The 25497-nt window shown below is 46.2% G+C and carries 22 protein-coding genes and 1 riboswitch; of the genes, 4 read left to right on the top strand and 18 right to left on the bottom strand.

Translation table 11 applies throughout. The features are described from left to right. The 14 genes from CLV51_RS19815 to CLV51_RS19750 are packed head-to-tail and all read right to left on the bottom strand — an operon-like array spanning position 1 to position 14197. Positions 1-948, bottom strand: coding sequence for a magnesium chelatase ATPase subunit I (locus CLV51_RS19815; protein ID WP_106529818.1), 948 nt, complete (start codon positions 946-948; stop codon positions 1-3). Next, entirely contained in the window at positions 948-1601 is a 654-nt protein-coding gene (locus CLV51_RS19810) for a hypothetical protein (protein WP_106529817.1), read from the bottom strand. Before CLV51_RS19810 ends, CLV51_RS19815 begins: the two co-directional genes overlap by 1 nt. An 18-nt stretch (positions 1602-1619) precedes the next feature. Then, positions 1620-2330, bottom strand: a complete 711-nt coding sequence (locus CLV51_RS19805) for a hypothetical protein (RefSeq protein ID WP_106529816.1) — start codon at positions 2328-2330, stop codon at positions 1620-1622. Positions 2331-2342: 12 nt separating this feature from the next. Beyond that, the gene (locus tag CLV51_RS19800; protein WP_106529815.1) at positions 2343-3431 is read right to left on the bottom strand and encodes a cobalt-precorrin-5B (C(1))-methyltransferase; all 1089 of its coding nucleotides are present in this window, start codon (positions 3429-3431) and stop codon (positions 2343-2345) included. Beyond that, positions 3428-4177, bottom strand: a complete 750-nt coding sequence (cobK, locus tag CLV51_RS19795) for a precorrin-6A reductase (RefSeq protein WP_106529814.1) — start codon at positions 4175-4177, stop codon at positions 3428-3430. Before cobK ends, CLV51_RS19800 begins: the two co-directional genes overlap by 4 nt. Positions 4178-4186: 9 nt before the next feature. After that, positions 4187-6049, bottom strand: coding sequence for a precorrin-4 C(11)-methyltransferase (gene cobM, locus CLV51_RS19790; RefSeq protein ID WP_106529813.1), 1863 nt, complete (start codon positions 6047-6049; stop codon positions 4187-4189). Then, a complete protein-coding gene (gene cbiE, locus CLV51_RS19785; protein ID WP_106529812.1) occupies positions 6046-7242 on the bottom strand; it encodes a precorrin-6y C5,15-methyltransferase (decarboxylating) subunit CbiE in 1197 nt (398 codons plus the stop codon). The genes cobM and cbiE overlap by 4 nt, the downstream gene beginning before the upstream one ends. Next, positions 7239-8615 carry a precorrin-3B C(17)-methyltransferase gene (gene cobJ / locus CLV51_RS19780; RefSeq protein WP_106529811.1) on the bottom strand — a complete coding sequence of 459 codons (1377 nt, stop codon included), beginning with the start codon at positions 8613-8615 and terminating at the stop codon, positions 7239-7241. The genes cbiE and cobJ overlap by 4 nt, the downstream gene beginning before the upstream one ends. Continuing rightward, the gene (gene cobI / locus CLV51_RS19775; RefSeq protein WP_106529810.1) at positions 8606-9319 is read right to left on the bottom strand and encodes a precorrin-2 C(20)-methyltransferase; all 714 of its coding nucleotides are present in this window, start codon (positions 9317-9319) and stop codon (positions 8606-8608) included. The genes cobJ and cobI overlap by 10 nt, the downstream gene beginning before the upstream one ends. Continuing rightward, positions 9316-10248, bottom strand: coding sequence for a sirohydrochlorin chelatase (locus CLV51_RS19770; protein WP_211302062.1), 933 nt, complete (start codon positions 10246-10248; stop codon positions 9316-9318). The genes cobI and CLV51_RS19770 overlap by 4 nt, the downstream gene beginning before the upstream one ends. Further along, positions 10205-11011 (bottom strand): uroporphyrinogen-III C-methyltransferase, encoded by an 807-nt coding sequence (gene cobA / locus CLV51_RS19765; RefSeq protein WP_106529808.1) that lies wholly within the window; start codon positions 11009-11011, stop codon positions 10205-10207. The genes CLV51_RS19770 and cobA overlap by 44 nt, the downstream gene beginning before the upstream one ends. Then, a complete protein-coding gene (locus CLV51_RS19760; RefSeq protein ID WP_106529807.1) occupies positions 10986-11825 on the bottom strand; it encodes an SDR family oxidoreductase in 840 nt (279 codons plus the stop codon). The genes cobA and CLV51_RS19760 overlap by 26 nt, the downstream gene beginning before the upstream one ends. Position 11826: 1 nt before the next feature. After that, positions 11827-13860 (bottom strand): TonB-dependent receptor, encoded by a 2034-nt coding sequence (locus CLV51_RS19755; protein ID WP_106529806.1) that lies wholly within the window; start codon positions 13858-13860, stop codon positions 11827-11829. A 25-nt stretch (positions 13861-13885) separates the two neighbouring features. Beyond that, on the bottom strand, positions 13886-14197 hold the full coding sequence (locus CLV51_RS19750; RefSeq protein WP_106529805.1) for a (2Fe-2S) ferredoxin domain-containing protein: 312 nt from the start codon (positions 14195-14197) through the stop codon (positions 13886-13888). Between the two features lie 134 nt (positions 14198-14331). Next, positions 14332-14522, bottom strand: a riboswitch (cobalamin riboswitch). Positions 14523-14714: 192 nt separating this feature from the next. Here CLV51_RS19750 and CLV51_RS19745 point away from each other — a divergent pair. The 3 genes from CLV51_RS19745 to CLV51_RS19735 all read left to right on the top strand — a co-directional run bounded on the left by CLV51_RS19745 (position 14715) and on the right by CLV51_RS19735 (position 17906). Then, complete coding sequence (locus CLV51_RS19745) at positions 14715-15122, top strand: hypothetical protein (protein WP_106529804.1); 408 nt, start codon at positions 14715-14717, stop codon at positions 15120-15122. 135 nt (positions 15123-15257) lie between these two features. Beyond that, positions 15258-16001, top strand: a complete 744-nt coding sequence (locus CLV51_RS19740; RefSeq protein ID WP_158267077.1) for a LytR/AlgR family response regulator transcription factor — start codon at positions 15258-15260, stop codon at positions 15999-16001. A 9-nt stretch (positions 16002-16010) separates the two neighbouring features. After that, a complete protein-coding gene (locus CLV51_RS19735; protein ID WP_106529802.1) occupies positions 16011-17906 on the top strand; it encodes a tetratricopeptide repeat-containing sensor histidine kinase in 1896 nt (631 codons plus the stop codon). Here CLV51_RS19735 and cbiB read toward each other — a convergent pair. Genes cbiB through CLV51_RS19720 form a run of 3 tightly spaced genes read right to left on the bottom strand, consistent with a single transcriptional unit; the run spans position 17887 to position 21320 of the window. Then, entirely contained in the window at positions 17887-18831 is a 945-nt protein-coding gene (gene cbiB, locus CLV51_RS19730; protein WP_106529801.1) for an adenosylcobinamide-phosphate synthase CbiB, read from the bottom strand. The genes CLV51_RS19735 and cbiB overlap by 20 nt on opposite strands. Continuing rightward, the gene (locus CLV51_RS19725; RefSeq protein WP_106529800.1) at positions 18816-19838 is read right to left on the bottom strand and encodes a pyridoxal phosphate-dependent aminotransferase; all 1023 of its coding nucleotides are present in this window, start codon (positions 19836-19838) and stop codon (positions 18816-18818) included. Before CLV51_RS19725 ends, cbiB begins: the two co-directional genes overlap by 16 nt. Before the next feature lie 12 nt (positions 19839-19850). After that, positions 19851-21320, bottom strand: coding sequence for a cobyric acid synthase (locus CLV51_RS19720; protein ID WP_106529799.1), 1470 nt, complete (start codon positions 21318-21320; stop codon positions 19851-19853). A gap of 78 nt (positions 21321-21398) precedes the next feature. Between CLV51_RS19720 and CLV51_RS19715 the strand changes: the two genes are divergently transcribed. Beyond that, positions 21399-22694: a cobyrinic acid a,c-diamide synthase CobB gene (locus CLV51_RS19715; RefSeq protein WP_106529798.1), complete on the top strand. Its 1296-nt coding sequence runs from the start codon at positions 21399-21401 to the stop codon at positions 22692-22694. 53 nt (positions 22695-22747) lie between these two features. Here CLV51_RS19715 and CLV51_RS19710 read toward each other — a convergent pair whose 3' ends face one another. Then, positions 22748-25360: a M1 family metallopeptidase gene (locus CLV51_RS19710; protein ID WP_158267076.1), complete on the bottom strand. Its 2613-nt coding sequence runs from the start codon at positions 25358-25360 to the stop codon at positions 22748-22750. Positions 25361-25497: the final 137 nt, after the last annotated feature.

The following is a 25497-nucleotide window of genomic DNA, read 5'->3' as shown; positions in this document are numbered from 1 at the left end:
TTATATCCGGCTGCGGGTTTCCGTGTGATATTCCCCCCGATCCGGTGAAGGAGCACTTTCTCTTTGTCTTTGCTGCTGATCAGGCTGACTTTTTTTCTTTGTACGGTGTGCCAGTACCAGTGGTGATACGTGATGTATATCATTCACGGTAACGGACAAACGATTTTGAAAGGCAGCGTATGCACGGGCAGCCTTTACAATGAGGATATCCGCACGCATCCCTTCTGCATGGTGTTGCAGGCAGAGGTCAGCTACCATGCTGTAGATATCATCTGCAATAGCTACCTGTTGTAACAGTGTACGGGCGAGGTTTACCATGCGGTTCATCTCCCGTTCCGTTTCTGCATAGGCATGTACAAACTGCTGCGGGTCGGTATCAAAGGCCAGCCGCCGCCGGATGATATTAGCACGTATTGATTGTTCAACTGGTGTACTAACGGTAACGCATAAACCAAAACGATCCAGCAGTTGCGGGCGCAGGGCGCCTTCTTCCGGGTTCATGGTGCCTATGAGAATAAAGCGGCTATCCTGCCACGCAGAAAGGCCTTCCCTTTCCAGGTAGTAGCCTCCGCTGGCGGCAGCATCCAATAATACATCCATGATGTAATCATTCAGCAGGTTCACTTCATCAATATACAGCACACCCTGATGCGCGGTAGCCAGTAAGCCCTTGCGGACTTCCTGTCTTTTTTCATTAATGAGTACTTCGAGGTCTACACTGCCCAGCACACGGTCTTCCGTAGCGCCTACCGGCAGGTTGACAAACGGGAACGGCTGTACGCTGTTATGTAACAGGTTAGCCAGTGCCCGCACGGTGGTGGTTTTGCCGGAGCCTTTATCTCCCATTACCAACACCCCACCTAACGTAGGATCGATGGTAGCCAGCAAGAGCGCCAGTTTAAAGGTGTCCTGCGCACATATAGCTGTAAAAGGGTAATATGGTTTCATCAGAAAAGTTCCTTAAAAGATTCATATAAACAGTATACACCGATCACAATGGAAAACGCCCCTACCGCGTAATTAATGCCTTTTACGGAAGGCTTCCATTTGCCGGAAAACCGGGTTACAGATAATGCGAAGAGGCAGCTGTAGCCAGTCATTGCTATAATGATGCCCACACTTTGCAGCACGAGGATACCCACGGCGGTGTAAGCATCACTGGCAGCTAAAGTAAAGGCCAGCGTACAAGCGCCGCCAGTACCTGCCAGGCCGTGGATCATACCGATCCAGAAAGAGCGACTAAGCATGTTGCCTTCCGGCATATGCGTATGTGGATGCGGATGTGTTGCAATAGCTTTTTTGGGGAAATTGCGCATAATGGCTGTTACGCCCAACCAGATCATGATTGGCCCTATCAGAAATTCTACATAGCCGGCAATATGTGCCGACATAGCAGATTTAAGAATAAGTATGAATATGCCGAACAGCACCAGCGTTAATGAATGTCCCAAAGCCCATTGGGAAGAGCGCCACATCAGTTTCCGCAACCGGTGTTTTTTATTGTCTTCCGTAGCCAGTACAGATACGGCTGCTACGTGATCCGGCTCAAAAGAGTGCTGGATACCGAGTAAGAAGGAATCAACAAATAAAGGAACAATCATAAGTTTGTATTGTTATTTTCATTTATCAAAAAACAAATCCTGCGCTGCATTATATATCCATAACAACCCGATCCCAATAGAAAACAATCCCACTACGGCGTTGATCACTTTAAACGCTACCTGGTTGCGCTCTATGAAGCGGGATACAGAAAACGCCAGCACACAACTATAGGTAGTCATAGCGAAGATGATACCTGCACTTTGTAATACAATAATCCATACAGCTGTCATGGTATCTTTTGCAGCCATGGTGAGTGCAATGGCACAGGCGCCGCCAGTACCTGCCAGACCATGCAGCATACCTACCCAAAAAGAGCGGCTGAGTGGATTCATGGCTATTTCTTCTCCTTGTTTTCCGTGAATATGTAATGCATTGGTAAGATGCTCATGCGCTTCAAATTTTTTATGTTCGGCCATCAGCTGCTTCAGCTGATGATTACGACGGATGGCCGAAACACCCAGCCATACCATGATAGGGCCCACTGCTATTTCTGCCCAGGCAGACATATTAAATGGGATGGCAGATTTCAGCAGCAAAGCAAATGCGCTGAACAGCACCAATGTAACAGAATGACCCAAAGCCCACTGAGAGGAACGCCAAAGCAGTTTTCCGATGCCGGTTTTATTCCTGTTTTTCTCCGAAGCCAGTACAGATACCGCTGCCATATGATCCGGCTCAAAGGAATGCTGTACACCTAACAATAATGAATCTAACAGTAACGGATACATGCGCTTTTGTTTTTAGTCCGCAAACAACAGATACTGATCCGTTGCATCAATCAATACAATCTTAAACGGTAATGGCCTGATAGCCGCTGCTATCACCCTGCGGCATTGGGCCGCCAGCGTAGGATAAAAAGGTTCACCTGCATTGAACGGAAATAATTCAGTGAGGCGACTGGCCATATTTAATTGCCGGATGCTGTCACATTTTTCCTGATCATAGCCGGCAGTTGCCGCCAGTGCTGCTACAAAGCCCTTATCCCACGACGACTCTTTACTATGCGTATTCAATGCGCCCCCGGCCAGTTTCACGGCTTTTCCCAACATCATACCAATGGTAAAGGAATGTAAGGGCGTATTGTTAATTTTTGCTAATGTTTCACCGATCCAGTTGCCATATTGTACAAAGGCCAGCACCGGCAGTTCCGGATGCAGTTGCCGCAATATTTTTTCGCTCCTGCCACCGGAATTAATGACCACTGTATTTAATCCATTGGCCAGCGCCACATCAATACCTTGTTCTATACTGGCAATGTAAGCCGCAGCAGAAAAGGGTTTCACCTTACCGGTAGTGCCCAGAATAGAAATCCCATTCACAATTCCCAGGCGTGCATTCAATGTTTTTTCTGCCAATGTAGCGCCGTTGGTAACACTAACGCTTACGCTTACACGTTTGTCGATATGATAATGCGTCAGCAGCTCCTGTATAACCTGTGTCATCATTTGTCGCGGTACCGGATTGATAGCCGGTTCCCCAACTCCAATAGACAATCCTGGTAATGTTACCATACCCACCCCTTCTCCCGGTAAAAAATTCACGGTTGCATCTCCGCCGAAACTTATGCTGCTGGCTATTTCTGCCCCATTGGTCACATCCGGATCATCGCCACTATCCTTGTAGGTAGCACAGGTAGCGGTAGTAGCCGTATAGCTGCAATGATGGATCTTAAATAATACTTCTTCCCCACCGGGTAAAGTGATGGTTACCGCAGCTACATCTTCCTGCTCTATCAATGCCTGCAAAGCGGCTTTGGTACAGGCCGTAGCGCAGGCGCCGGTGCTATAGCCCCAACGCAATTCACCTTTGGGTATGGGGAGTAAACTCATACCTGCAAATGATTTAAGAGTGCGGCTATATTATCTACCCTGATAAAATGGGCGGGTAATACCGGCCGACGGATAATATACAATGGAATACCTGCTTCAATGGCGGCGGCTACCTTTATGGATAAAAAACCACTCTCTCCGCTTTCTTTGGTAACTACCGCCTGTGCGGCTGTTTCCCGGAATACTGCTAACTCTTCTGCTACCGTTTTCCCGGGAAATGATAACAACAATTGTGTTTCCGGAAAACCACATTCCTGCGCAATGGCTACAGAGGTATCTCTTGGCAGGATGCGGCAATACATTTTTTTGTGTTGCCAGTAAGGCGCCCAGCGGACAATAGTTTGTACGCCGGTGAGCGAGAGCACCGGCTCAAAACCTCCTTGGTGGAGATCTTCCAGTACCTGTTCGTAGCTGTCGGCATATCTCACCAGCTGATGCGTTTGAGTTTCCGGATAGTCCCTTTCCATCCGTATAACAGGAATGGCTAAACGCTTACTTACATCACCGATGGTTGTATGCAGCACCGCAGCAAAAGGGTGGCTGGCATGGATAATTGTTGTGATGTGTTGGGTGGTACAAAAAGTGGTGAGTGCTTCCGGTGTGAAGGCGCCATAGCGGTATTGTCCGTTAACCGGCAGCAATACATCAATTGCGGTTTTAGACGAATACCAGAATGGAGCACCCGTTTCGGCTAATGCCGAAATCACCAGTTTGCCTTCTGTGGTACCACCAAATACAAGGATCATTTTATTATTTTATTTTTTATCGCTATCGTTTTTATTATTCGTTTTCTGATTACGGAAGATATGCTTCCAGTCAGGGTTGTAGAGGTGCGACCTATTTTTACGGGCGCCAATGGCAGTACCTACAATGATCAATGCGGTGCGTGTTAATTTGTTGGTACGCACCATACTTGCCAGTTCATGCAACTGCCCTACAAAAATCCGTTCGTCCTTCCACGTTACCCTGTACAATACCGCTACCGGTGTTTCCGGCGGGTAGTGCTCCAATAGTTGTGCCTGTACATTTTTAGCGATGGTGGCACTTAAAAAGATGCACATAGTAGCACGGTGTTTGGCCATCTCCTGCAGCTTTTCATTTTCAGGCAGTGGTGTATTTCCTTCGCCACGTGTGAGGATGATAGACTGCACTACTTCCGGAATTGTAAACTCCGACTTCAATACAGCAGCTGCTGCCTGAAAAGAAGAGATACCCGGCACTATGAAATAGTCCATTCCCTTTTCATCAAAAATGGTCATCTGCTCCTGAATAGCGCCATAGATGGAAGGATCGCCGGATTGCAAACGTACAATCAGGTGCCCTTTGGCGTAATGTTCTTCCATCAGGGCAATCTGTTCTTCCAGCGTCATGCCGGCAGAATTTTGTACAACAGCGCCGCTTTTAGCGTAATGTGTTTGTTCTTCCGGCACCAGGCTACCGGCATATAAGATCAGGTCTGCTGCCTGTAATAATGCTTTCCCTTTTACAGCAATCAATTCCGCATCACCGGGGCCGGCACCTACAATAGCTATCTGCGCACGCCTTTCCAGCGAGGCTTCCAGGGCTACAGCAATGGTGTGCATTTTGCCGGAGGCAACTTTTACTTTTTGTTTCTCCAGCAACCAGGAAGAATTCCGGGAAGACAAAGCCGATGCTGCTTCCGATACGCTGTATACATCCAGTTTACTTTTTACTACTTCAGATGGATTGGCCACCTCGCAGGTATTGAGGGCTTCCGCTGTATAAGTATGAAAAGGGATCTGCCATTTATTGGCCAATGCCATGAATGCGACTTCATCATGTTTAATATCGATGGAAGCAATGCTTTTCACTGATTCCTGCGCCAGGCCGTGCTGCGCCAACTGTGCTGCCACAGAAGCTTCCAGCAGGTCTGTTTCAATATCACGACTGCAACCCATGCCCATATGCAGTGCAGCTGGATGATAGTATAAAGTGGGAATAGCCACCTCGTACTTACGATAGGTAACAGCGATCAGCAGATCAAACTGTGCTATTGGTATTTCTTCTATCTTATAAAAAACACTTACAAAATCTGGCTTTGTTTGCAACAGCCATTCTGTGCCTTTATCTTTCACATCCAGCAGCAAGGCCACCGGGCGATTATTGACAAACAAAGAAATGATAGTATTCAAAGGCTTTGTGGCAGCGGATTTCCAGCCGTACTGCTTAGACAGCGTATCCAATGCCCAGATATCCTGCAAGTCGCTGGAAGTAGTGATAACTGCCTGTGCACCCAGCAGCCGCGCCACTTGCCGGGCCAGCGCATTGGCGCCGCCCAAATGACCAGACAGTACCGGTTGTACGAAAAAGCCATGATCATCCAGGTTAATGATAGCCGGATCTGTATTTTTATCTTTGATATAGGGTGCGATGCTGCGTACGCAAATACCCAGTGCACCAATAAATACAAAAGAAGTATAGTGGTTGAAATTTTCTTCCAGAAAGCTGCTGATAGTAGCAATCGTTTCCACTGATGCGCCGCCATCTGTGCGGGTAGAAAATGTTTTCGCTTCCGGAAATTCTTTGCAGATCTGTTGTGCCAGTATCAGCGCCCTGTCGGTGCTGGCGATAATGGCTGTATGATAAGTTTGTTTCATGATTTTTTAATCGCTGTTAATACGGTGATCGGATTGTGTACATTAACCTGGAGCACTTCCAGCGGCAGCAGCTCCCAGTGCAATTCTTCGGATAGCTGTATAAATTGTGCACTACTGTTTTCCAGTACAGCATTCATTACTATCCTCCCACCCTTACGCATACACGCATTTATGATACGTACCAGGTCTGGCAGCCGGTTGCCATGACCACCAATGAATACCGCGTCCGGTGCGGGCAGCGTGAGGTGATCCAGTTCATAGAAATCGCCTATATATACCTCAATGCCGGGAGCAGATAATTGCTGCATATTTCTTTCCATGATGCCTTTACACTCCTCTCTTTTTTCGAAAGCCAGTAGTTGCAGGTGTGGAAATAAACGTTTTGCTTCAATAGCTACCGCGCCGGTACAGAAACCAATATCCCAGCAGACCGTGGCATGCTGCAATTGCAGGCGTGACAAGCTCGTGAGACGAATCGCTTTTTTAGTGATCATATTAGGGCGGCCCGGCAGGCCTTCGAACAACTGATCATCTATTCCAAAGCCCGGTTGCTGCGGTATGCTGCATTGTTTCAACAATACACAGTTCAGCGGATGAAAATCTCGTATAGCCGCTTCCGTTAAGGAGCCATTGAATATGTTTTCTGCTGTGCCGTCCAGGTCCTCACCTACGACTATATTGTATTGAGTAAACCCGTAGGTGATCATGCGTTGTGCAATGGCTTGCGGAGAGCGGGTTCCATCTGTTAATACTGCAATGAGCGGTTCTCCTTTTATCAGGGCAGCATCCAGCTCCTGCCAGCTACGGCCATGCACGGAGGTGTTTTTCACCCGCTCGTAAGGTTGTCCGGTTTTAGCGCATAATCGTTGTATGCTGTTAAAATGCGGATATACTTTCACGTTAGCCTCCGCATCGTATTTATGGATGGTTTGTACCATGCCGTAAAACAGCGGATCGCCGCTGGCAAATACCACCAGGGGGCTATCTGCCTGTTCATACTGTGCAAACAACGCGGGCATATTGCCTTTAATCGTGATCCAGGTATGCATTTCCGGCAACAGGTGCTTTACGAGTGAATAGTGCCGCTCACCACCGGAAAACACCTTGCATTGCGGCAACACGGCCATTGCTTCGGCAGTGCAGCAACCAGCTGCAGTATTAGCTACTCCTATGACGATGTATTGCCTGCTCATTTATGTGTATGCATAGCTGTTATAGTATCCAGTGTAAAGGCAGCATTCACAATAGCAGCGGCCACATTGCTGCCGCCTTTGCGGCCTTCAATGATAACCGAAGGAATGCCCGTTGTATATTTTAATTTCAATTTAGATTCAAGTACATTCACAAAACCCACCGGAGCAGCCACCACACCAACCGGGCGACAATTACCCTGTTGATACTGGTCACATAATTCCAGGAGTGCCGTAGGTGCATTACCGATTACAAACAGTGCATTCGGATGTGCCGCTATGGCCAGTCGCATGCCCGCCTGGCTGCGGGTCAAATTTTCGGCCGCTGCCAATGCCACTACGCGTTCATCATTCAGGTAACATTTAACTTCTACTCCATAACGCTGTGTAAAGGCTTTAGTAATACCGGATTGCACCATGGTTACATCCGTAATCACTATACCACCGTTGGTCAGGTAGGTATGCCATTTTTCCAGTGCGTTGTCTGTACCATAATACAGTTGCTCATACTCAAAGTCGGCTGTGCTGTGGATACAACGAATCGCTGCCCACTGATCAGCAGGTGATAAGTCGTCGCGTTGCAGCTGTTCGCTGATCTGCCGGAAGCTTTCCTGCTGGATCTCATCGCCTGTAATAGGCTTGCGCGAAAGATACCCGCGTGGGGTGATGAGGAAATTGCGGAAACGATAGGTTTGTGAGTTGCCGATCATCACCAGGCAAAACATGTCTACCATCGTCACATCCAGCGCTCCTAAAGTAGTGAGGTGAATAGATTCTTCTTCACGGGACACCTGTCGCACAATGGCTACCGGTGTTTCCGCGCTGCGATGCAGCAGATATATTTCCTTTAAGCGCGATAGTTGCCAATTCCTTTTATTGCTGCGCGGATTGTATAAAGAAGTCACGAAATCACCCATGGCAGCGCCGGTGATACGTTTTTCAATAGTTGTCCAGGGTGTCATTAAATCTGACAAGGATATGCAGCAGAAATCGTGGCCAATAGGTGCTCCCAGTCGCGCTGCGGCGCCCTGGAAGGCACTGATGCCCGGAATCGTTTGCAGTGCAATATCCTCCCGATTTTGTTTTGCAGCATATTCATATACCAGCGATGCCATGGCATATACGCCGGCATCACCGGAGCTGATCACCGCAATATGTTTACCGGCTGCACAGCTTTCTACTGCCAATACTGCCCTTGCTTCCTCTTCTGATAGTTCTCTCCCGATACATTCACAGCCAGGCTTCAGCAGGTGCGATACAAACTGAAAATAGTAGTGATAGCCTATCACCATATCTGCATCTGCCAGTGCCTGTTGAGCTGCCGGCAACATGTAGGCAGCATCACCCGGACCAATACCAATCACGCTCAGGCGCATATGTTACTTTTTAAAATGATCAATGAAAAATAGGGCAGCTCGCGGGTTTCCAGCGATGAGATGTCTGTACTGAGATATTGCGTGGGCGTGCCCAGTTTTTCTCCGTATAACATCACCGCTTTATTTGCTGCTATCAGTGGTGCAATGTATTCCAGTGCACCGCGTACTTTTATTAATACGATGGTTTCAAATTTTTGTAAGTGATCCTCCAATACTTCCCGGCTTTTGAGCAACGGAATAATGGCTATTTTCTCCTGCAATAAAGCCAGCGGTTGTTGATGTGCAGCTGTTGCCAGCAAAAAGGAAGGTACACCGGCGATAATTTCCAGTGGAAGCTGATGTGCGCGGATCTGCTCCAGGATGTAGATGAAGGTGCTGTAAAAAGAGATATCCCCTTCACTTACAAAGGCCACCTGCAGGCCATTTTCCACGTCTGTACGGATCTCTTCAAAAGCTTTCGTATAGGCTTTTAAGTTATGCTCCCGGTTATGCGACATTTCCAGTACTACCGGCTGCAATATTTTATCAGGCAAAGCATAATGTTCCAGTATCGACAGGGAATAACTGCGCACTGCGTCTGCCTGTAAAGAAGCCGGATAATAGATCTTATCTGCCTGCTGCAAAGCCTTCCAGCCTTTGAGGGTAATCAGTTCCGGATCACCCGGACCTAACGATACTGCATATATTTTTCCCTGAATACTCAAATGCCAAATACTTTTTTTACGGTGGTCATAATTCCTTTTTTCTCTCCTGGTTTCACTTCTTCTTCAAACAAAATTCCTTTTACATTCAGGTGATGCCCTACCTGTTCCTTTCCCTGTTCTTCTTCAAAGCCAATGATCTGTGTGCGATACTTACACAGCTGACAGTTCATATTCGGATTGCCTGCTTCCGCCTCCCGGATACGTTCATCGATGGCCTGTAACAGCCATTCATGGCTACCGAAGGGAGTGGTACAGATATATTCTTTATCAGCATGCAGCTGAAACTCCGCCACTTGTTCGTATATACGTTTCAGTAAGATGCCGGTAAACAGGAATACCGGCAACACGATGATCTTTTTAAAAGGTAATTTTTCCAGCAGCGGCAACACGTCTGCCAGCAATGGTTTTGTAACACCGATATAAGCGGTAGTTGCAAATCCGAAACCCATACCTTCCCACAACATGCGGGTAAGTTTGGCTACATCGGAATTGGCATCCGGATCGCTGGTACCACGGCCAACCAGCAGCAAACAACTCTCTTCTCTTGCGAAAGCAGTCGTTTGTGTTGCTGCTTCCTGCACCATTAACTGTGCCAGTTGCAGCAATGGCGCGGTAATGCCAAGGTGACCGGCCATAGTGATTTTCAGGTCCGGATACTGTTGCTGCAGCGTATTCATTTCATACGGGATATCATTTTTTGCGTGACCGCCGGCAAATAAAATAGCGGGCAATGCAATGATATGTCGTACTCCCTGCTGATACATTCTTTCTACCGCTGCTGCATATACCGGATGTGCAAATTCCAGGAAGCCGTAATCCACTACCCTATCGGGATAGCGTTGCCGCATCTTTTCCACCAGTGTCTGAAAATGTGTGATACCGTCTTTATCCCTGCTGCCATGACCGCAGATAAGAATGCCTTGTTTCATTCGTAATTGATTTAGCATGTTTACCGATAATAAACACTACCGGCATCGGCAATGGATGCAGCAATAGTTGTGCTTCTATTTCGGACAGTGTAGCCGTTACCGTTTGTTGCTGTTCACCGGACACCTGTGATATGGCGGTCACATAAATAGTTTCGTTTCCTGCTGCCAGCTGTAGCTTTTCGAGTACTGCCGGCATATTGCTCAATCCCATGTACATCACCAGGGACGTGCCTGTGCGGAGCATATTGGCCAGTGCATCCAGTTGTTCGAAATCATAATTGGCCGTATGCCCGGTACAGAATAATACTGCATTGCTGCGATTACGCTCTGTTAAGGGAATATGGCATAAGCTGGCGGCTGCGATGCCCGCAGTAAGCCCTGGAATTACCTTATAAGGCACCTGGTGTTCCTGCAGGTAACGCAGCTCTTCTGCTGCGCGGCCATAAATAAAGGGATCACCGGATTTGAGGCGAACCACTTTTTTACCTGCCTGCGCATGTATCACCATCAGTTCATGAATATTCGCCTGTCGCGTAAGCGGATCTATTGCATCACCGTATTTCTTACCTGTATAAATCTGTTCCGCCTGTGGCCGGCACAGGGCCAGTATTTCAGCAGATACGAGGTTATCATACAGTATCACCTCCGCCTCTTCTATACAGCGTGCAGCCCTTATCGTTAGTAAGTCGGCCGCACCCGGGCCCGCCCCTACAATACATACCGGGTGCAGCATTTTATTATTTATTACCTCGTTTTCCGGCATCGAAAATCAATAAAGGATCATCATAAATAAATTCATAGTCTAATATTTTCTTCAGTTTTCCGGAAGAAACTATTTTATATGGCATTTCTGTTGGTGGCAATTTCCGGGGCATTTGTAGCCCCAAATGTTGTGCAGCTGTCTTGTAATAATTGTAGCGCAACGGATGTCCGCTGGCACAGGCGTTAAACACTTCTCCCCATACATCTTTTTCTATTACCCGTTCAATTACGCCTATACAATCATCACGATGGATCACATTCATCGGCAAATCGTTGATACGCTTACCTTCCTGCAAAGCGCGCTCAGTGGGTACACGGTCGTAGCCTATCAATCCGCCAAAACGCAGCACAGTAGTATCAAATACCGAAGACTCCAACAGCAGCTTTTCAGCAGCCCGCAATGCTTCCCCATTAGGGGTTTCCGGGATCTCCTTATTAACTTCTGTTACCAATCCGTTTACATCGGCATACACAGAAGTAGAGCTTACAAACAGCACTTTTTGAATGCTGGTTGTTTCCAGGAAGCTGCGCAACAATGCTATTTCTGTTACGTGTGCTTCAGGGCCTCTTTCTTTACGCGGGGGAATATTGATGATCAGGATATCCGCCTCCCAGAAAGCATCCGGACCGGTTATTACCTCTTCATCCAATACTACCACGTAAGCATCCAGCCCCAGTGCTTTTAATTCGTTGACGCCTTCCATGCTGGTTCTTGCACCAGTGACAGGATAACCGGCTTCTTTCAAATGCAGTGCCAGCGGCTTCCCCAGCCAGCCGCAACCCAAAATGCTGATTTTTGTGTCCTTGTTACTCATACTAGAATTTAACGGTTACACTCCCTCTCAAGCTAAAGGGCGTACCCGGAGTGATATGAAAATCCATGACAGGTGACTTCTCTTCTTTCAGTTGTGATGCATCATAAAACTGTGCTTCGGCCCATTTGGTGTTTAACAGGTTTTCAGCAGACAAACCAAATTCGAAACGTTTGTAATTATATTTCAATACCGCATCCATTAAAAAATATGCTTTGGATTCAACGGAGTTATCTTCTATTGCCGGACGCTGCCCCATGTAGCGGTAACGCAAACTGGCGTTAATACCTTTTGCAGGCTGCCAGGTAAGGCCACCGGTACTGGTAAATACAGGTGCAAAGGGAATATAGTTTTCTTTAGGAGCGGCATCCATTAAACGGGGACGCGCATAATTCACATTCACATCTGCCCATAAAGGATGTAGCACATGATATCTGAGGGCAACGTCAACACCTGTACGTGTAGCCCGGCCAATGTTTTCATAACTGCCGTCATCTGCTACAAAGCGGTATTCCGCATCGCTTTGTAACCACCACCAGGTGGCGGTAATGATGGCTTTACTGCCAATTTTGAGATTCGCACCAATATCTGATCCATAAGAACGTGGTACTGCATTTTCCTGTCCGTTACGAATAGCCACATTCGCGTAATTGGAGTGAAAGCCCATTCCCATTTTTACAAACAATCCGAAAGCAGGTGATACATCGTAATATACATTGAATTTAGGACTCACTCTGTAAGCAATGCTATTGCCGCTGTTAGCCGGGTCCAGATGGTCGCGGAGGTCAAAGGTGAACAGGTCGTTACGGAGACCGAGGTTAAAGCTCCAACCATTTGTAAGGCGAAGTGTTTCGCTGATATAAAACGAATAGTTGGCTACCGTTACATGGCTGGAATCGTTATTGGATAAAATTGCCCTTTCTTTCACATGATCACGTCCCAGGTTAACCATATCTACACGAACGCCCAGCCCTGCTTCGGATTCCAGCTGCGCTATGCCGAGATGTCCCTGATGATTGAACGTGTTTTTATAGCCGATGATATCGCGCTTTTCCCATTGTCTGATTTCATCTCCGTTAATTCTATCTTCTTTATAAAAAGTAAAATTGGACCACAGATCAAAGAGATTACGTACATAGTAAGCCTGTTGTTTTAAAGCAGATCTTTCACTGATCTTTGTATCCCATAACAGGTTAGCATTGATGCGGGTAGTTTTACCCCCTTCACTTGGATCAATGGAGCCAAAGCGGGTCATATAGCCACTCTCCAGTGCCCGCAGCGGTACCTGTCCGGATGCATTCCAGCTGCTGGTAAAGCCGGAGGCGATCAGTGACAGTGTATTGTTTTTATTCACCGCAATATTATATCTCCCTAAAAGATTAAACCGTTTGAATTTTTGAGAATTATCAAAATAGCTATCGGTATAGGTATAGTCGGCCGCGATATAGGCATTCTGATCGTGTACACCTGGTGCCGGTTGTTTATCTAACAGTTTCAATAAAGTAGTTGCCCTGGCCGTATTAAACTGCCCGTATTCTAGCTTTACAAACTGATCCTGCGGACGAAACAGCGAAGTGTAAACAGCGGCACCCGCATTGGTAAAATCGCCCTGACTGGCCTCGTAAGGGCCTTTATAATAAGCAGCGCCACCTATCACTTCCGGAATGAGGAAGTGCATATCGGCGTATCCTTGTCCGTGTGCATGGTTGGGCAGGTTTACAGGAATGCCATCTACAAAGATGCCGAAGTCGGTACCATGATCATTATCAATGCCACGCACCAGGATCTGCTCGGCTTTACCACCACCTGCATGTTGCGCGATGAACAAGCCCGGCACTGTACGCAGCAGGTCCTGTGCGGATTTCACGGGTTGCAGCTGCAAATCTATTTTAGATAACATATGGGCACTTTTGCCGGTAGCGGCACTGATATCTACTCCTTTCAGGTTAGTAACCCGGAGAGAATCGGTTGCTTTTTTTTGTTGCGCGCTTGCAGTAATCGTAAATATGGATAGTATAAAGAAATAAAAAGTACGCATGGATAGAGCTTTTGGCCGTTAGCTTTTAGCTATTAGACTGGAAAAATATGGCATCTTCTACCGGTATATTCTCCAGCAGGTGACATTTTACAAGATTAGCGGTGCGCTCGGCAAGCATTTCCTTGTACCAGGTACCATCAGGGTGTATAAAAACCACCGGACCATGTTCACACTGGCCGGTGCAGCGGGTGCGAACGGTATGCACTTCATCGTGCAGGTCGTTGGCTGTAATAGCTGCACGCAACTGCACAGTAGTATCTTCTGCGCCTTTATTAAGACAGGAATTGCCGTTACAGATAAACGCGATGCGTTTTACCTTTTGTAGATCTTTGCCCATAGATTAATCCAGTTAATAAGCCCGTTAACGATTAAATAAAAAATGACGGAAATACTGTGGGAAGATACAGGAAGGAACAACCGGTGGTACCATATCCGGAAGTGACTGTCCTTGCTCCTAACCCGGAAGCAGACCGTATACAATGTTCCCTGGCAGGTCTTCTGGCTCGTTCCGTTAACTGACGCCTTCCCGTATGTTAAAACAGTGGCTATGATGTCAGTAACGTTTGTATGAACTTACAGCAGCGGGTACTGCTCCGGATTCTAACCGGATTCCCTTTTAAGTGTTTATTTGAAAGAAACACACCTGGTAACGGCGGCGAAGATAGAAAAGATTTAGGGATTTTTGAATGCAGATATTTTATTGCCGGTATACCGCCCCTATAGAGTTGCTGCAAAGATTGCCCGCGAATATATAAAATCCGGGCACGGATATACATTACTCCCCTCTCCCTTCAGCGTCCCGGGCTACTTTGCAGCCCGTATTATCAATGATTACGCTATCAAAACCTATAAAAATGAATATTTCCAATTCACAATCAAAAAGTGTGGAGCAAATATTTTCGGAGGTACAAACGCAATTCCCTAAAGCGGAATTAAAAAAACCATTCCTAAGCCCACTCACTATTATTATTCCGCATGATAATTTCAAATTTTTGTTGCGATATAAAAAAAATTATTTGCAGGTAGATTTTACCCCACCAGTATACTGGCTGTTAGGCGGGATGCTGGCCGGTTTTGCTTTGTTTACCGCCATCTTGAGCATTATTTTCCAGCGGCTTGTCATCAGCTTTGGTGGGGTTATACCTGTTATTATAGGCGTTTTAATTATAAAAGTAGTCTTCAAATCCACCAGGAAAGATGCATTCAAATCTTTTGAGGATGAAGCAAATATTCTCGTGAATACCACCAACAATGGTATATAGCCGGCCTCTCATCTCTGTTTACAACCCATAGCCACTTCAAAAAGCAATTTTGAAGACTATGAAAATCCCTTACTTTTAGACCACTGTTTTATTCCTTGCCCATGAAATAATGATTGGTAATTGTAAATGAAAATTATGATCCGTACGCTGATAATTGACGATGAACCCGCCATCAGGAAAGATCTTGAATGGCTGATAAAACGGTATCCTGATTTTATTGTGTTGGGCAGTTGTGGCAGTATTGCCGAAGCTAGGGTGATTATTCCCAATACAGAGCCGGAACTACTCCTGCTGGACATTGAACTCGCGGATGGTACAGGATTTGAACTGTTGCAGGAGTTTCCGGAGAGGAATTTCAAGGTAATTTTTATTACTGCTTATAACCAGCACGCCATCAAAGCCATTAAGTTTGGGGCTTATGATTACCTGCTGAAACCTGTGGATGAAGATGAGCTCACAGAAACATTGCTTCGTTTAAAAGCAGCAGGGCCTTCCAATGCCAAAGTACAAATGGAGGTTACCGGCAGCCACCTGCATAACAAAAAACCGGGACTGCATAACCGCATTGTCCTTCGCTCCCATCAATACCTGCAGGTAGTTTCCTTTGAAGAAATACTGTATTGCCAGAGCGATGGCAGTTATACCACCTTTCATCTTTCTGATAAAAGAAAAATAACGGTATCCCGCCCTATCAAAGAATATGAGGAGTTGCTGCCCGAAAACTGGTTTATCAGGATCCATCAATCATATATAGTAAATCATCATTTCATAGACCGGTTCCTGAAAGATGGTTTATTGATTTTAAAAGATGGAACTCAAATCCCGGTATCTTCCCGTAAAAGGGAGTATGTAAGACAATTCCTTACAGGCGATCACTAATTATACTACATGTATTTTCCATACCGGCTTTTCATTTTATTGACAATGATCATTTCCGGCCTGTATAGCTGCAGCCGGCAGGATAAGCATGCACCGGCACCAGCCCGGAATAATGATCCTGCAATTGTTGTTGAACTGCAACAGCTGATAGATTCCGGCGCAAGGTGGAACGGCCCTGCCATGAAGGATAAAATGAAGCAGCTCAAACCTGTTGCACTGGCCTCCGGCGACAAAGCCAAAGGGCTGTATTATTACCTCGAAGGTATTCATTACTGGTATGCAGACAGTTTGCCTGCAGCTAACAAAAGCTTCCGGCAAATGCTTCGGCTCACTCCTGTTGATACCAGCCGCTACATTGATCTCATCGCCTTGCAGCAAATAGGTATGATTCACCTGGCCATTGAAAGGAAGGTAGATGACAGCACTTTTTCCCGGACTTACGCTTTAATTGATATCTCACAACGATTCCTCTATCCGGATATGTGGCGGGTTTATGAAATTGCCGCAGAAGTACATTTCCGCTACGGCGTTTATGATAAAGCTAAAACCTATACTGATAAAGCCATTGCGCTATTCCACAACAAAGAAGACTATTACCGTCAGTCTTACTTTATGGAAGAACTTTCGCGGATAGCCGAACGGCAACACAAATACCAGCAGGCAATGGCATATGAAGACAGTGCCCTTCAACTGGCATCAAAGCAACCGGATTCAATAAGACTGGCCACCGTGTATGCTGCGTTGGGTGTACTATACGAGAAGAATGGCGATAAAAATAAAGGTCACGCATTGATGGTAAAAGCATTCGCTATTAAGGAACGACTGGATAAAGTTACTTTCAGAGAATATGTAAACTATGGCCAGATATTTCTCGAAGAAAAAGATTATCCCAAAGCTATTTTATACCTGAATAAAGCCCTGAATAAGGCGCGGGAGCCACAAAATGCAGGCAACCTCAATTCGGCTTACGGCACCCTGTATAATATCTACTACGAAAACGGTGATTATAAAAACGCTATCGCCTATCTCGATTCCTCCACCAACATGGCTCTGACAGAGATGGAAGAACAACAGCTTAAAAAAGTAATGGAGCTGCAGGCCATCAACGAACTGAAAGAGCAGCAACACAAAAACATTTACATCAGCAGACAGTATCAGAACCAGGCTATTATCCTCCGGCAACAGCGGTTTATCCTCGCCATCTTCGGTATCCTGCTACTGGTGGGCGTTGCATTGACGATTGTGCTGATCAGACAAAGAAAACTACGATCACAGAAACTGAGCATAGAACTGGAACAACGCCTGTTGCGCAGCCAGATGGAGCCTCATTTTATTTTTAATACCCTTGCTGTTTTACAAAGTTTTATCCGTCATGATGAAAAGGAAAAATCAGTAAAATACCTCAATAAATTTGCCCGGTTATTACGGATCAACCTGGAAAGTTCACGTCATAACCTGGTACAACTACACCAGGAAGTAGAGGCCCTGGAAAACTACCTGAGCTTACAAGCGATCCGTTTTGGAAATGTATTTGATTATGCGATCCACCCCATTGAAGGCTGCGAGGACATGGATATTTTTGTTCCACCGATGTTACTGCAGCCCTTTGTTGAAAACGCCATCCAGCATGGGATGCGTAACCTTCCCTATAAAGGCATGATCACGATTACCCTGCAATTGCAAAACAATTTACTCCACTGTGTGATTGAAGATAATGGTCAGGGATTGCAGGAAAAAAGTACCAGGGAGAAGAATTCCCTTTCCAGTACGATTACACAGGAGCGCCTTAAAATACTGAGTGAGCGGACAGGCAAATTAGCCTCGCTGGTAATTGTTGACAAAAAAGAGAAAGGTGGTAACGGTGTGAAAGTGACGTTGATTGTACCTACGCAGCAGGAGCACTAAAATATTTAATTATTACAATCAGTATGATCATCACAAGTGTAACCGCATGATTGATGAATGTTACCTTTTTAAATTCCTCATGTGCAATAGGGCGCGCGTTTTCTCCGATGTAAGGTTTGTTCACCACCTTGCCGTGATAAGTATTAGGTCCTCCAAAGCGACAATCAAGAATGCCTGCCAGTGCAGCTTCCGGGAAGCCCGAATTAGGGCTGGCATGTGCCGGTCCATATTTTTTCACATAGTGCCAGGCACGGCGGCGGCCGGCAATGGTAATCATCAGTAAGGCCGTGATGCGTGCGGGAATATAATTGGCCACATCATCCAGTCTTGCGGCAAAGCGTCCAAAGTACAGGTAGCGCTCATTTTTATAGCCAATCATAGAGTCCAGGGTATTGACCATTTTATACAGCATCATGCCTGGTAAACCGAGGATAGCATAAAAAAAGAGTGGTGCAATGACGCCATCACTAAGGTTTTCAGACATAGACTCCATGACAGCAATGCGAATCTGGTCTGGCGACAATTGTGACGTATCACGCCCCACTATCCATGAAAGCCGCTTACGGCCAGCTTCCAGGCCTTGTGTATGCAGGGTATCAAAAACTTCCCGTCCTTCCTGTAGCAGGCTTTTGTTGGCCAGTGCAAAGAAAACGAATATCGTGCTGAAGGCATAATAAGCCGGCTGCCACTGCCATAGCCATCTCTGTATAAAATAAAAAAAACAGTATGTTGCTGTACATAAAATAATAGTCAGCGCTGCTCCTTTCCAGAAACGCCCGGTTCCCCTGTTAAGCCATTGCGTGCCGTAATGAATGAGGTGCCCGTAGCCCTTTACCGGGTGCGGCCAGCTACGCGGATCTCCCAACAAAAGATCGGCGATATATCCTAACAGTAACGGTAATACGAATTTCAATGCAGGGTCCATTGGTGCAGAGCAGTAGTGAGTAAAGTATTGTCTGCCGCATTGCGGCAAGCCACGCGGCAGTGGCCTTGTTCCAGCCCGTAAAAGTTGGATGCATCCCGGATAAGAATGCCATATCTTTCTACCAGCCAGGCTTTGAGTCCTGCAGCAGTACCCGTCAGTGTTTCAAACAACAGGTAATGGGTATGTGTAGGATACACTGCAAACTCCGGCATCTTTTTTATGCTTTCCCATAGCAGGAAAGTATCTGCCAGCAAGGCATCCAGGGGCAACTTAAATGCAGCCTGGTGCTCCATGATATAATAACCGGCCTCCAAAGCGAGGCTATTAACAGACCAGGGCATTTTATACATTCGTACACGGTCCAGCAGTTGTTTCCGGCCAGCGATGTAACCCAGTCGCAGCCCGGGAATGCAGCATGTTTTAGTGAGCGAACGTAACACCAGTACATTGGGTAAACGGTGCAGGTGCGGCAGCATGCTACCTGTATGGCGGGTGAACTGTATATAAGCTTCGTCAATGATGAATACAGTATGCTTATTATGATTGATCAACTGCTGCAAGGCATGTTCATCCAGCGTATGCCCTGTTGGATTGTTAGGATTACAAATAAATACCAGGTCTGTGCTGAAATGAATATCGGGTGTAAGCTTATCCCACAGCAGGTATTGCACCTGATGCCGGTACAATTTACCTGCATCTGCATACTCTGCAAAGGTGGGCGCCACCACGGTGGTGGTAGCACCGGTAAAGGCTTGCGCTACCAGATAAATGGCCTCCGTGCCGCCATTGGTGACCATGATGCTGCCAGGTGGTAAAGCAGCCTCCTTCTCCAGCATCGCCTGTAGTTTTACAGCGCCTGCATCGGGGTAGTGATCTATGCCGCCTACTTTGGCCTTCAGGTGTTCCTTCAGTCCTTCCTGCAGCCCGCCGTACCATACATTAGAGCTGAAATCTGCTTTGATGGGGTGATTAAACAGATAGCCATCGTCTCCGTGTCCTTGTATCATAATGCAATAATATTATAATTCCAGTGCTTTATAAACAGCTGAAACATCCAGATGTTCACGAATATGTGTTGCCAGTTTATTATATTGTTGCTCTTTGAAACTGCGATAGTCGAAATCCTTTACCACAGCGGATTTACCACATTGTGCCAGCAGGTCGTTTACCACTACATCATTATCCAGGATGCCGTGGAGGTAGGTACCCCAGCATTTGCTGTTAAGGAAATAGCCATCTGCCAGCCCGTTGTTTAATTTATTGAGGGGAGATGGCTGGTCACTAACGGTATCGCCCATATGAATTTCATAGCCTTCACATATCTTATCGTGTTGCTGATAACGAAAACTACGTTGCTGCGTTACCTTTTCCGTAGCCAGCACAGTTGTTACCGGGAGAATACCCAGGCCGGGCAGACTGCCTACCGGGCCTTCTACCCCATGCGGATCAGAGATGCGTTCTCCCATCATCTGATAGCCGCCGCAAATTCCAATGACTACCTTATTCCGTTTATGCGCTTCCGTTATAGCACGCGCGGTGCCATTATTTTTGATAGCAATGAGATCGTCGATCGTATTTTTACTGCCGGGCAGGATGATAATATCTGCTGCGGCCAGTTCTGCAGGATTATCTGTATAAAAAACATTTACGCGTTCATCTTTTTCCAATGCATTAAAATCGGTAAAATTAGACATATGACGTAGCAGCACTACGGCAATATTCACCTTACCGGCCGTTTGTTTTTTATGTTTGAGCGACAACGCCACTGAGTCCTCTTCTTCAATATGAATATCGTGATAATAAGGTAATACACCGGTTACAGGCACGCCTGTAAGGGATTCCAGCTGTTTGCGTCCTTCTTCAAAAAGACGGCTGTCGCCCCGGAATTTATTGATGATGATCCCTTTGATCAATGCTTTTTCTTCCGGTGGCAGCAAGGCAATGGTACCATATACACTGCCGAAGATGCCGCCACGGTCGATATCCGCAATGAGGTATACCGCAGCATCAGCGTGCAACGCAATGCGCATGTTGGTGATATCGCGGTGACGGAGATTAAGTTCGGAGATGCTCCCCGCCCCTTCCATCACCACAGGATTGTATTGTACCGACAGGCGATCGAAAGATTTTTTCACTTCTTCAAATAACTCCCGTTTATCGTTCTGCATGAAATATTCCCAGGCTGATTGGTTGCCTGCAGGTTTACCGTGCAGCACCAGCTGAGAACTTTTATCGTTGGTAGGTTTCAGCAGCACCGGGTTCATATCTGTATGACAAGGTACTCCGGCGGCTTCCGCCTGCACGGCCTGTGCACGGCCTATTTCCAGTCCATCGGGCGTAGCGTAGCTGTTAAGCGACATATTCTGTGCCTTAAAAGGAGCGGGTGTATAACCATCCTGTTTGAAAATGCGACAGAATCCGGCAGTGATCACACTCTTGCCTACATCGGAGGCAGTACCTACAAACATAATCGGCCGCAGTTGTTTCATGGGTGTTTTGTCTTTAAGTGGGAACGAAGATATTTAACTTTCACAAAAGAATATTTCATCCACTTATCTTTGCTCCGCATGAAGTCACAATTTTTGATAGCAGCACCGCATAGTGGTGCAGGTAAAACCACCGTCACGCTGGCCGTGCTGAGATCCCTGCAGCGCAAAGGTTTACGGGTACAGCCTTTCAAATGCGGGCCGGATTACCTGGACCCCAAACACCATACGCTGGCTGCCGGCAATGAAAGTATCAATCTCGACAGGTATATGATGCCCGATGCGCACGTGCGTGAACTATATGCAAAATATACTGATGGCGCAGCTATAAGCATTATAGAAGGTGTTATGGGGCTCTTTGACGGGGCCAACAAAATGCAGGGCAGCAGTGCGGAGCTGTCGGTGTTTCTTGATGTGCCGGTGATACTGGTAGTTAATGCCAAAGCCATGGCTTATTCTGCCGCAGCCTTGTTATATGGCTATAAACATTTTTATGCGGGCCTCACTATAGCCGGTGTGATCTTTAATTTTGTGAACACACCCACTCATTACCGCATTTTGCAGGAAGCCGCTGCAGACGTAGGTATTACGGCGCTTGGTTATTTACCTGAGCAGGAGCAGATAAAAATTCCTTCCCGTCATTTAGGCTTACATATTTCTGCTGAAACAGATTATAACAGTATTATCAATAATGCTGCCGATCATCTCGAAAAATATATAAACGTAGATGAATTACTGGAACTGACTAAGCGCGCAGCTCCGGTATATACAAGATCCCCTGCCAGCCCTGCAGGTGATTTGCGCATTGCTATTGCACAGGATGAGGCATTTAATTTTGTTTACAAAGAGAACATCAACGTATTATCGCAACTGGGCAGTATACAGTATTTCAGCCCATTAAAGGACACTGTACTTCCGGCGGCTGATCTGCTATATTTTCCGGGTGGTTATCCGGAATTACATTTACCGGCATTGGCCGCTAACACATCATTATTGCAGCAACTACAACACTATAAAGGCAAAATACTGGCGGAATGTGGTGGCATGATGTATCTTGGTACAGCTATCACGGATGAAAGCGGAACAATTTTTCCCATGGCTAACTTATTGCCCGTGCACACCAGTATGCTGCAGAAAAAATTATCGCTGGGATACCGGCAGGTATTTATTGATGATGTATTACTGAAAGGTCATGAATTTCATTATTCTCAATACGAAAAAAACACAGCCCTAACGGGATCGGGTATACGTGTTTTAAATGCAAGGGATGAAGTGCTTGCTACACCTGTGTTTAAGACAGATAATATTTTAGCCAGCTATCTGCATTTTTATTTTGGAGATAATGTGAAGGGATTAAAAAAAGTATTGGGTATATAAAAAAGCATCTCCAGTGAATAATTATCACTGAAGATGCTGCTACATTTTATCTATCATTTAAAAATATCGTCACTTAACCCGGTATTCATTTCTGCTTTTATCACTTTCATATTTGTATCAAAACCACCGGCAGTAGTTTTAAGTTTAAACGGCACCTTTATACCGTTTACATCGCGGTAATCAGCATAATCAGTTACTGCTTCCTGTCCGCCAGCACCTTCCTGTCCTACTAACGATACGGAACGGACTTTTAAACCGGTTTTAGTATCATAATAGTTACGGAACAATGCACCAGCAGGTGTAGCTATACTCACCACATAAGTTTGCACTTCATTTATATCTTCTGTCAACGGCGCCAGTTCCAGCTTTACGCTGTTGGCCGGAGTATTAAAATACAGCTCAGGGAACGGTTGATTTTTATCTTTCTCTAATGCTTTGTCGGTTGCAGAGAGCGGTAATTGTTTGCCACTGCGAAAAACAACTACTGAATCACCATTAATAACCAGTTTCCTCGCCATTAATTTGATGATCGGAATGAATACTTCCATCCATACTTTATCAGGTCGTTTAAATTTGTGTTTAAACGATATCTGCGTGCCCTGTGCATCTCCTTCCACTTCCGTAGAATAATCTTTTACGGCATTCAGTTTGTCTGTTCCACCAATAGCATTGAGGTACTGATTTAATACACTTGCGGCTGTGGTACCGGCAGGAACTGGTTTACCGGCTTCTGCTTTCCAGGTATTATTAGCAGGATTGATATCAGGGAAACTACCATCGGGATCAATCACCACCTTATTCAACTTGCTGGTAGAAGGATAATGGAATGTCCAGGTATTGCCGCGCTGCCAGATCTCTACCGGTAAGCGAACAGTATCTGTTTTACCATTTTCTTCTTTAACCGCTATAACAACCGGCATTGGCAGCTGTTCCAGGTTTTGAATGGTGATCAATGCACCTTGTGCAGGATCATTTTTAACATATTGTACATTCTTAATTCCCTGATCCAGTTTCCAGTTATTAAAGAACCATCCGCGCCAGAACCAGCTCAGGTCTTCTCCTCCGGCGTTTTCCATACTACGGAAAAAATCCCATGGAGTAGGATGTTTAAATGCCCAGCGTTTGATGTACTCACGGAAGGCATACTGAAAACGTTCTGGTCCGAGGATATGGTCGCGCAATAAATTAAGGCCCATAGCAGGTTTGAAGTATGCTGCCACGCCATTATAATTCAGGCCAATTACATCCGGGGTGTTCATGATGGCTTCTGCCCCGCTGGAAAATGCCATGGGAGCCATTCTTTGTGCACTTTGCGGAGAATTGAATTCGCCTTTATTAAAAGCCTGGTTAGCCAGTCCGTTGACGAATGTGTTGAAGCCTTCATCCATCCAGGCGTATTTACGTTCGTTGGAGCCTACCACCATCGGGAACCAGTTATGCCCGAACTCGTGACTGGTAACGCCCCAGAGCCCACCTTTGGTAGACATCGAGGAACAGAACACGATACCGGGATATTCCATTCCTCCTACAATACCTGCCACGTTGGTAGCTACCGGGTAGGTATATACGAACCATTCTTTGGAATAATGTTCAATACAACCTTTCACAAACTCTGTAGACCTGCCCCATGCACCCTGACCTGCTACTTCTACGGGGTATAAAGATTGTGCGAGTGATTTTTTTCCATCTGGAAGATTGATCCGCGCAGCATCCCACATGAATGCGCCGGAAGCTGCCCAGGCCACATCACGGGAGTTTTTACATACAAAGTGCCAGGTACGGTTACCTTTTGCAGCACTCTTATTGATTTCAGCGCTGTCGCGGATAATAACTGCTTTATCGCTGTTGCGTGCTTTGGTCAGTCTGCTTATTTCTGCAGGAGATAATACCTGCGCTTCATTTACCAGTTCACCGGAACCGTAGAGCAGCATGTTGGCAGGCGCCGTAATGTTATAATCGAAGTTGCCGTATTCCAGGTAAAATTCGGATGCACCGAGGTAAGGGATATTATTCCATCCCAGCACATCATCATACACCGCCATACGTGGGTACCATTGTGCAATTTCGTATATCCATCCGTTGCGGGTATGTAAACGACCGGTGCGGTCGGTGCCATATTCCGGAACTGTATAAGTGTAGTCTATTTTGATCTGCACCGAGGTGCCGGTCTTCATCGCATCCGCCAGTTTAATCTGCATACGGGTATCGTTCACCAGGTAATTGGCGGCGATAGTTTTACCGTTGCTGATCAGGCTTACCGACTTTAACTCAAAACCTTTGGAAAAATTGCGGTTTGCAAAACGATCACCGGTAGCAGCCACTGTTGCGGTACCACGGGAATCTTCGCGGTAAATGTTCTGGTCCAGCTGCAACCATACAAATGGCAACTGGTCCGGGCTGTTGTTTTTGTACGTGATCACCACAGATCCACTGATGCGGTGTTGCGCGGTATCCAGTGCAACATTCAATTTGTAATCAGCAGCGTTCTGCCAGTATTTAGGTCCGGGTTGGCCGCCGGCACTGCGATATTCGTTACCCGGAGCAGGATAAAACAAGGGGGCGAAAGCCTCGTGCTGGTCGTACTTTGACGCAGTTTGGGCCATCCCCTGCTTTACCAGGCCACATAGTAGCAAGGTCGCGATAGGGTAGATTTTGTTGAGTTTCATCTAGCGATTAGATTTTGAAGGCCCTAATATACATAAAAAGCAGAAAGCCTGAAGCGGAAAACATAAAGCCATTATAGGCAGATTGGTTGTCTAAAATCAATATCCTTTTCATATATACTTATCCGTTAGCCCGGACA

Source organism: Chitinophaga niastensis, from assembly GCF_003014755.1.
Classification (GTDB): domain Bacteria; phylum Bacteroidota; class Bacteroidia; order Chitinophagales; family Chitinophagaceae; genus Chitinophaga; species Chitinophaga niastensis.
The sequence above is the reverse complement of the archived record's forward strand: the minus strand, read 5'-3'. Positions and strand labels throughout refer to the sequence as shown.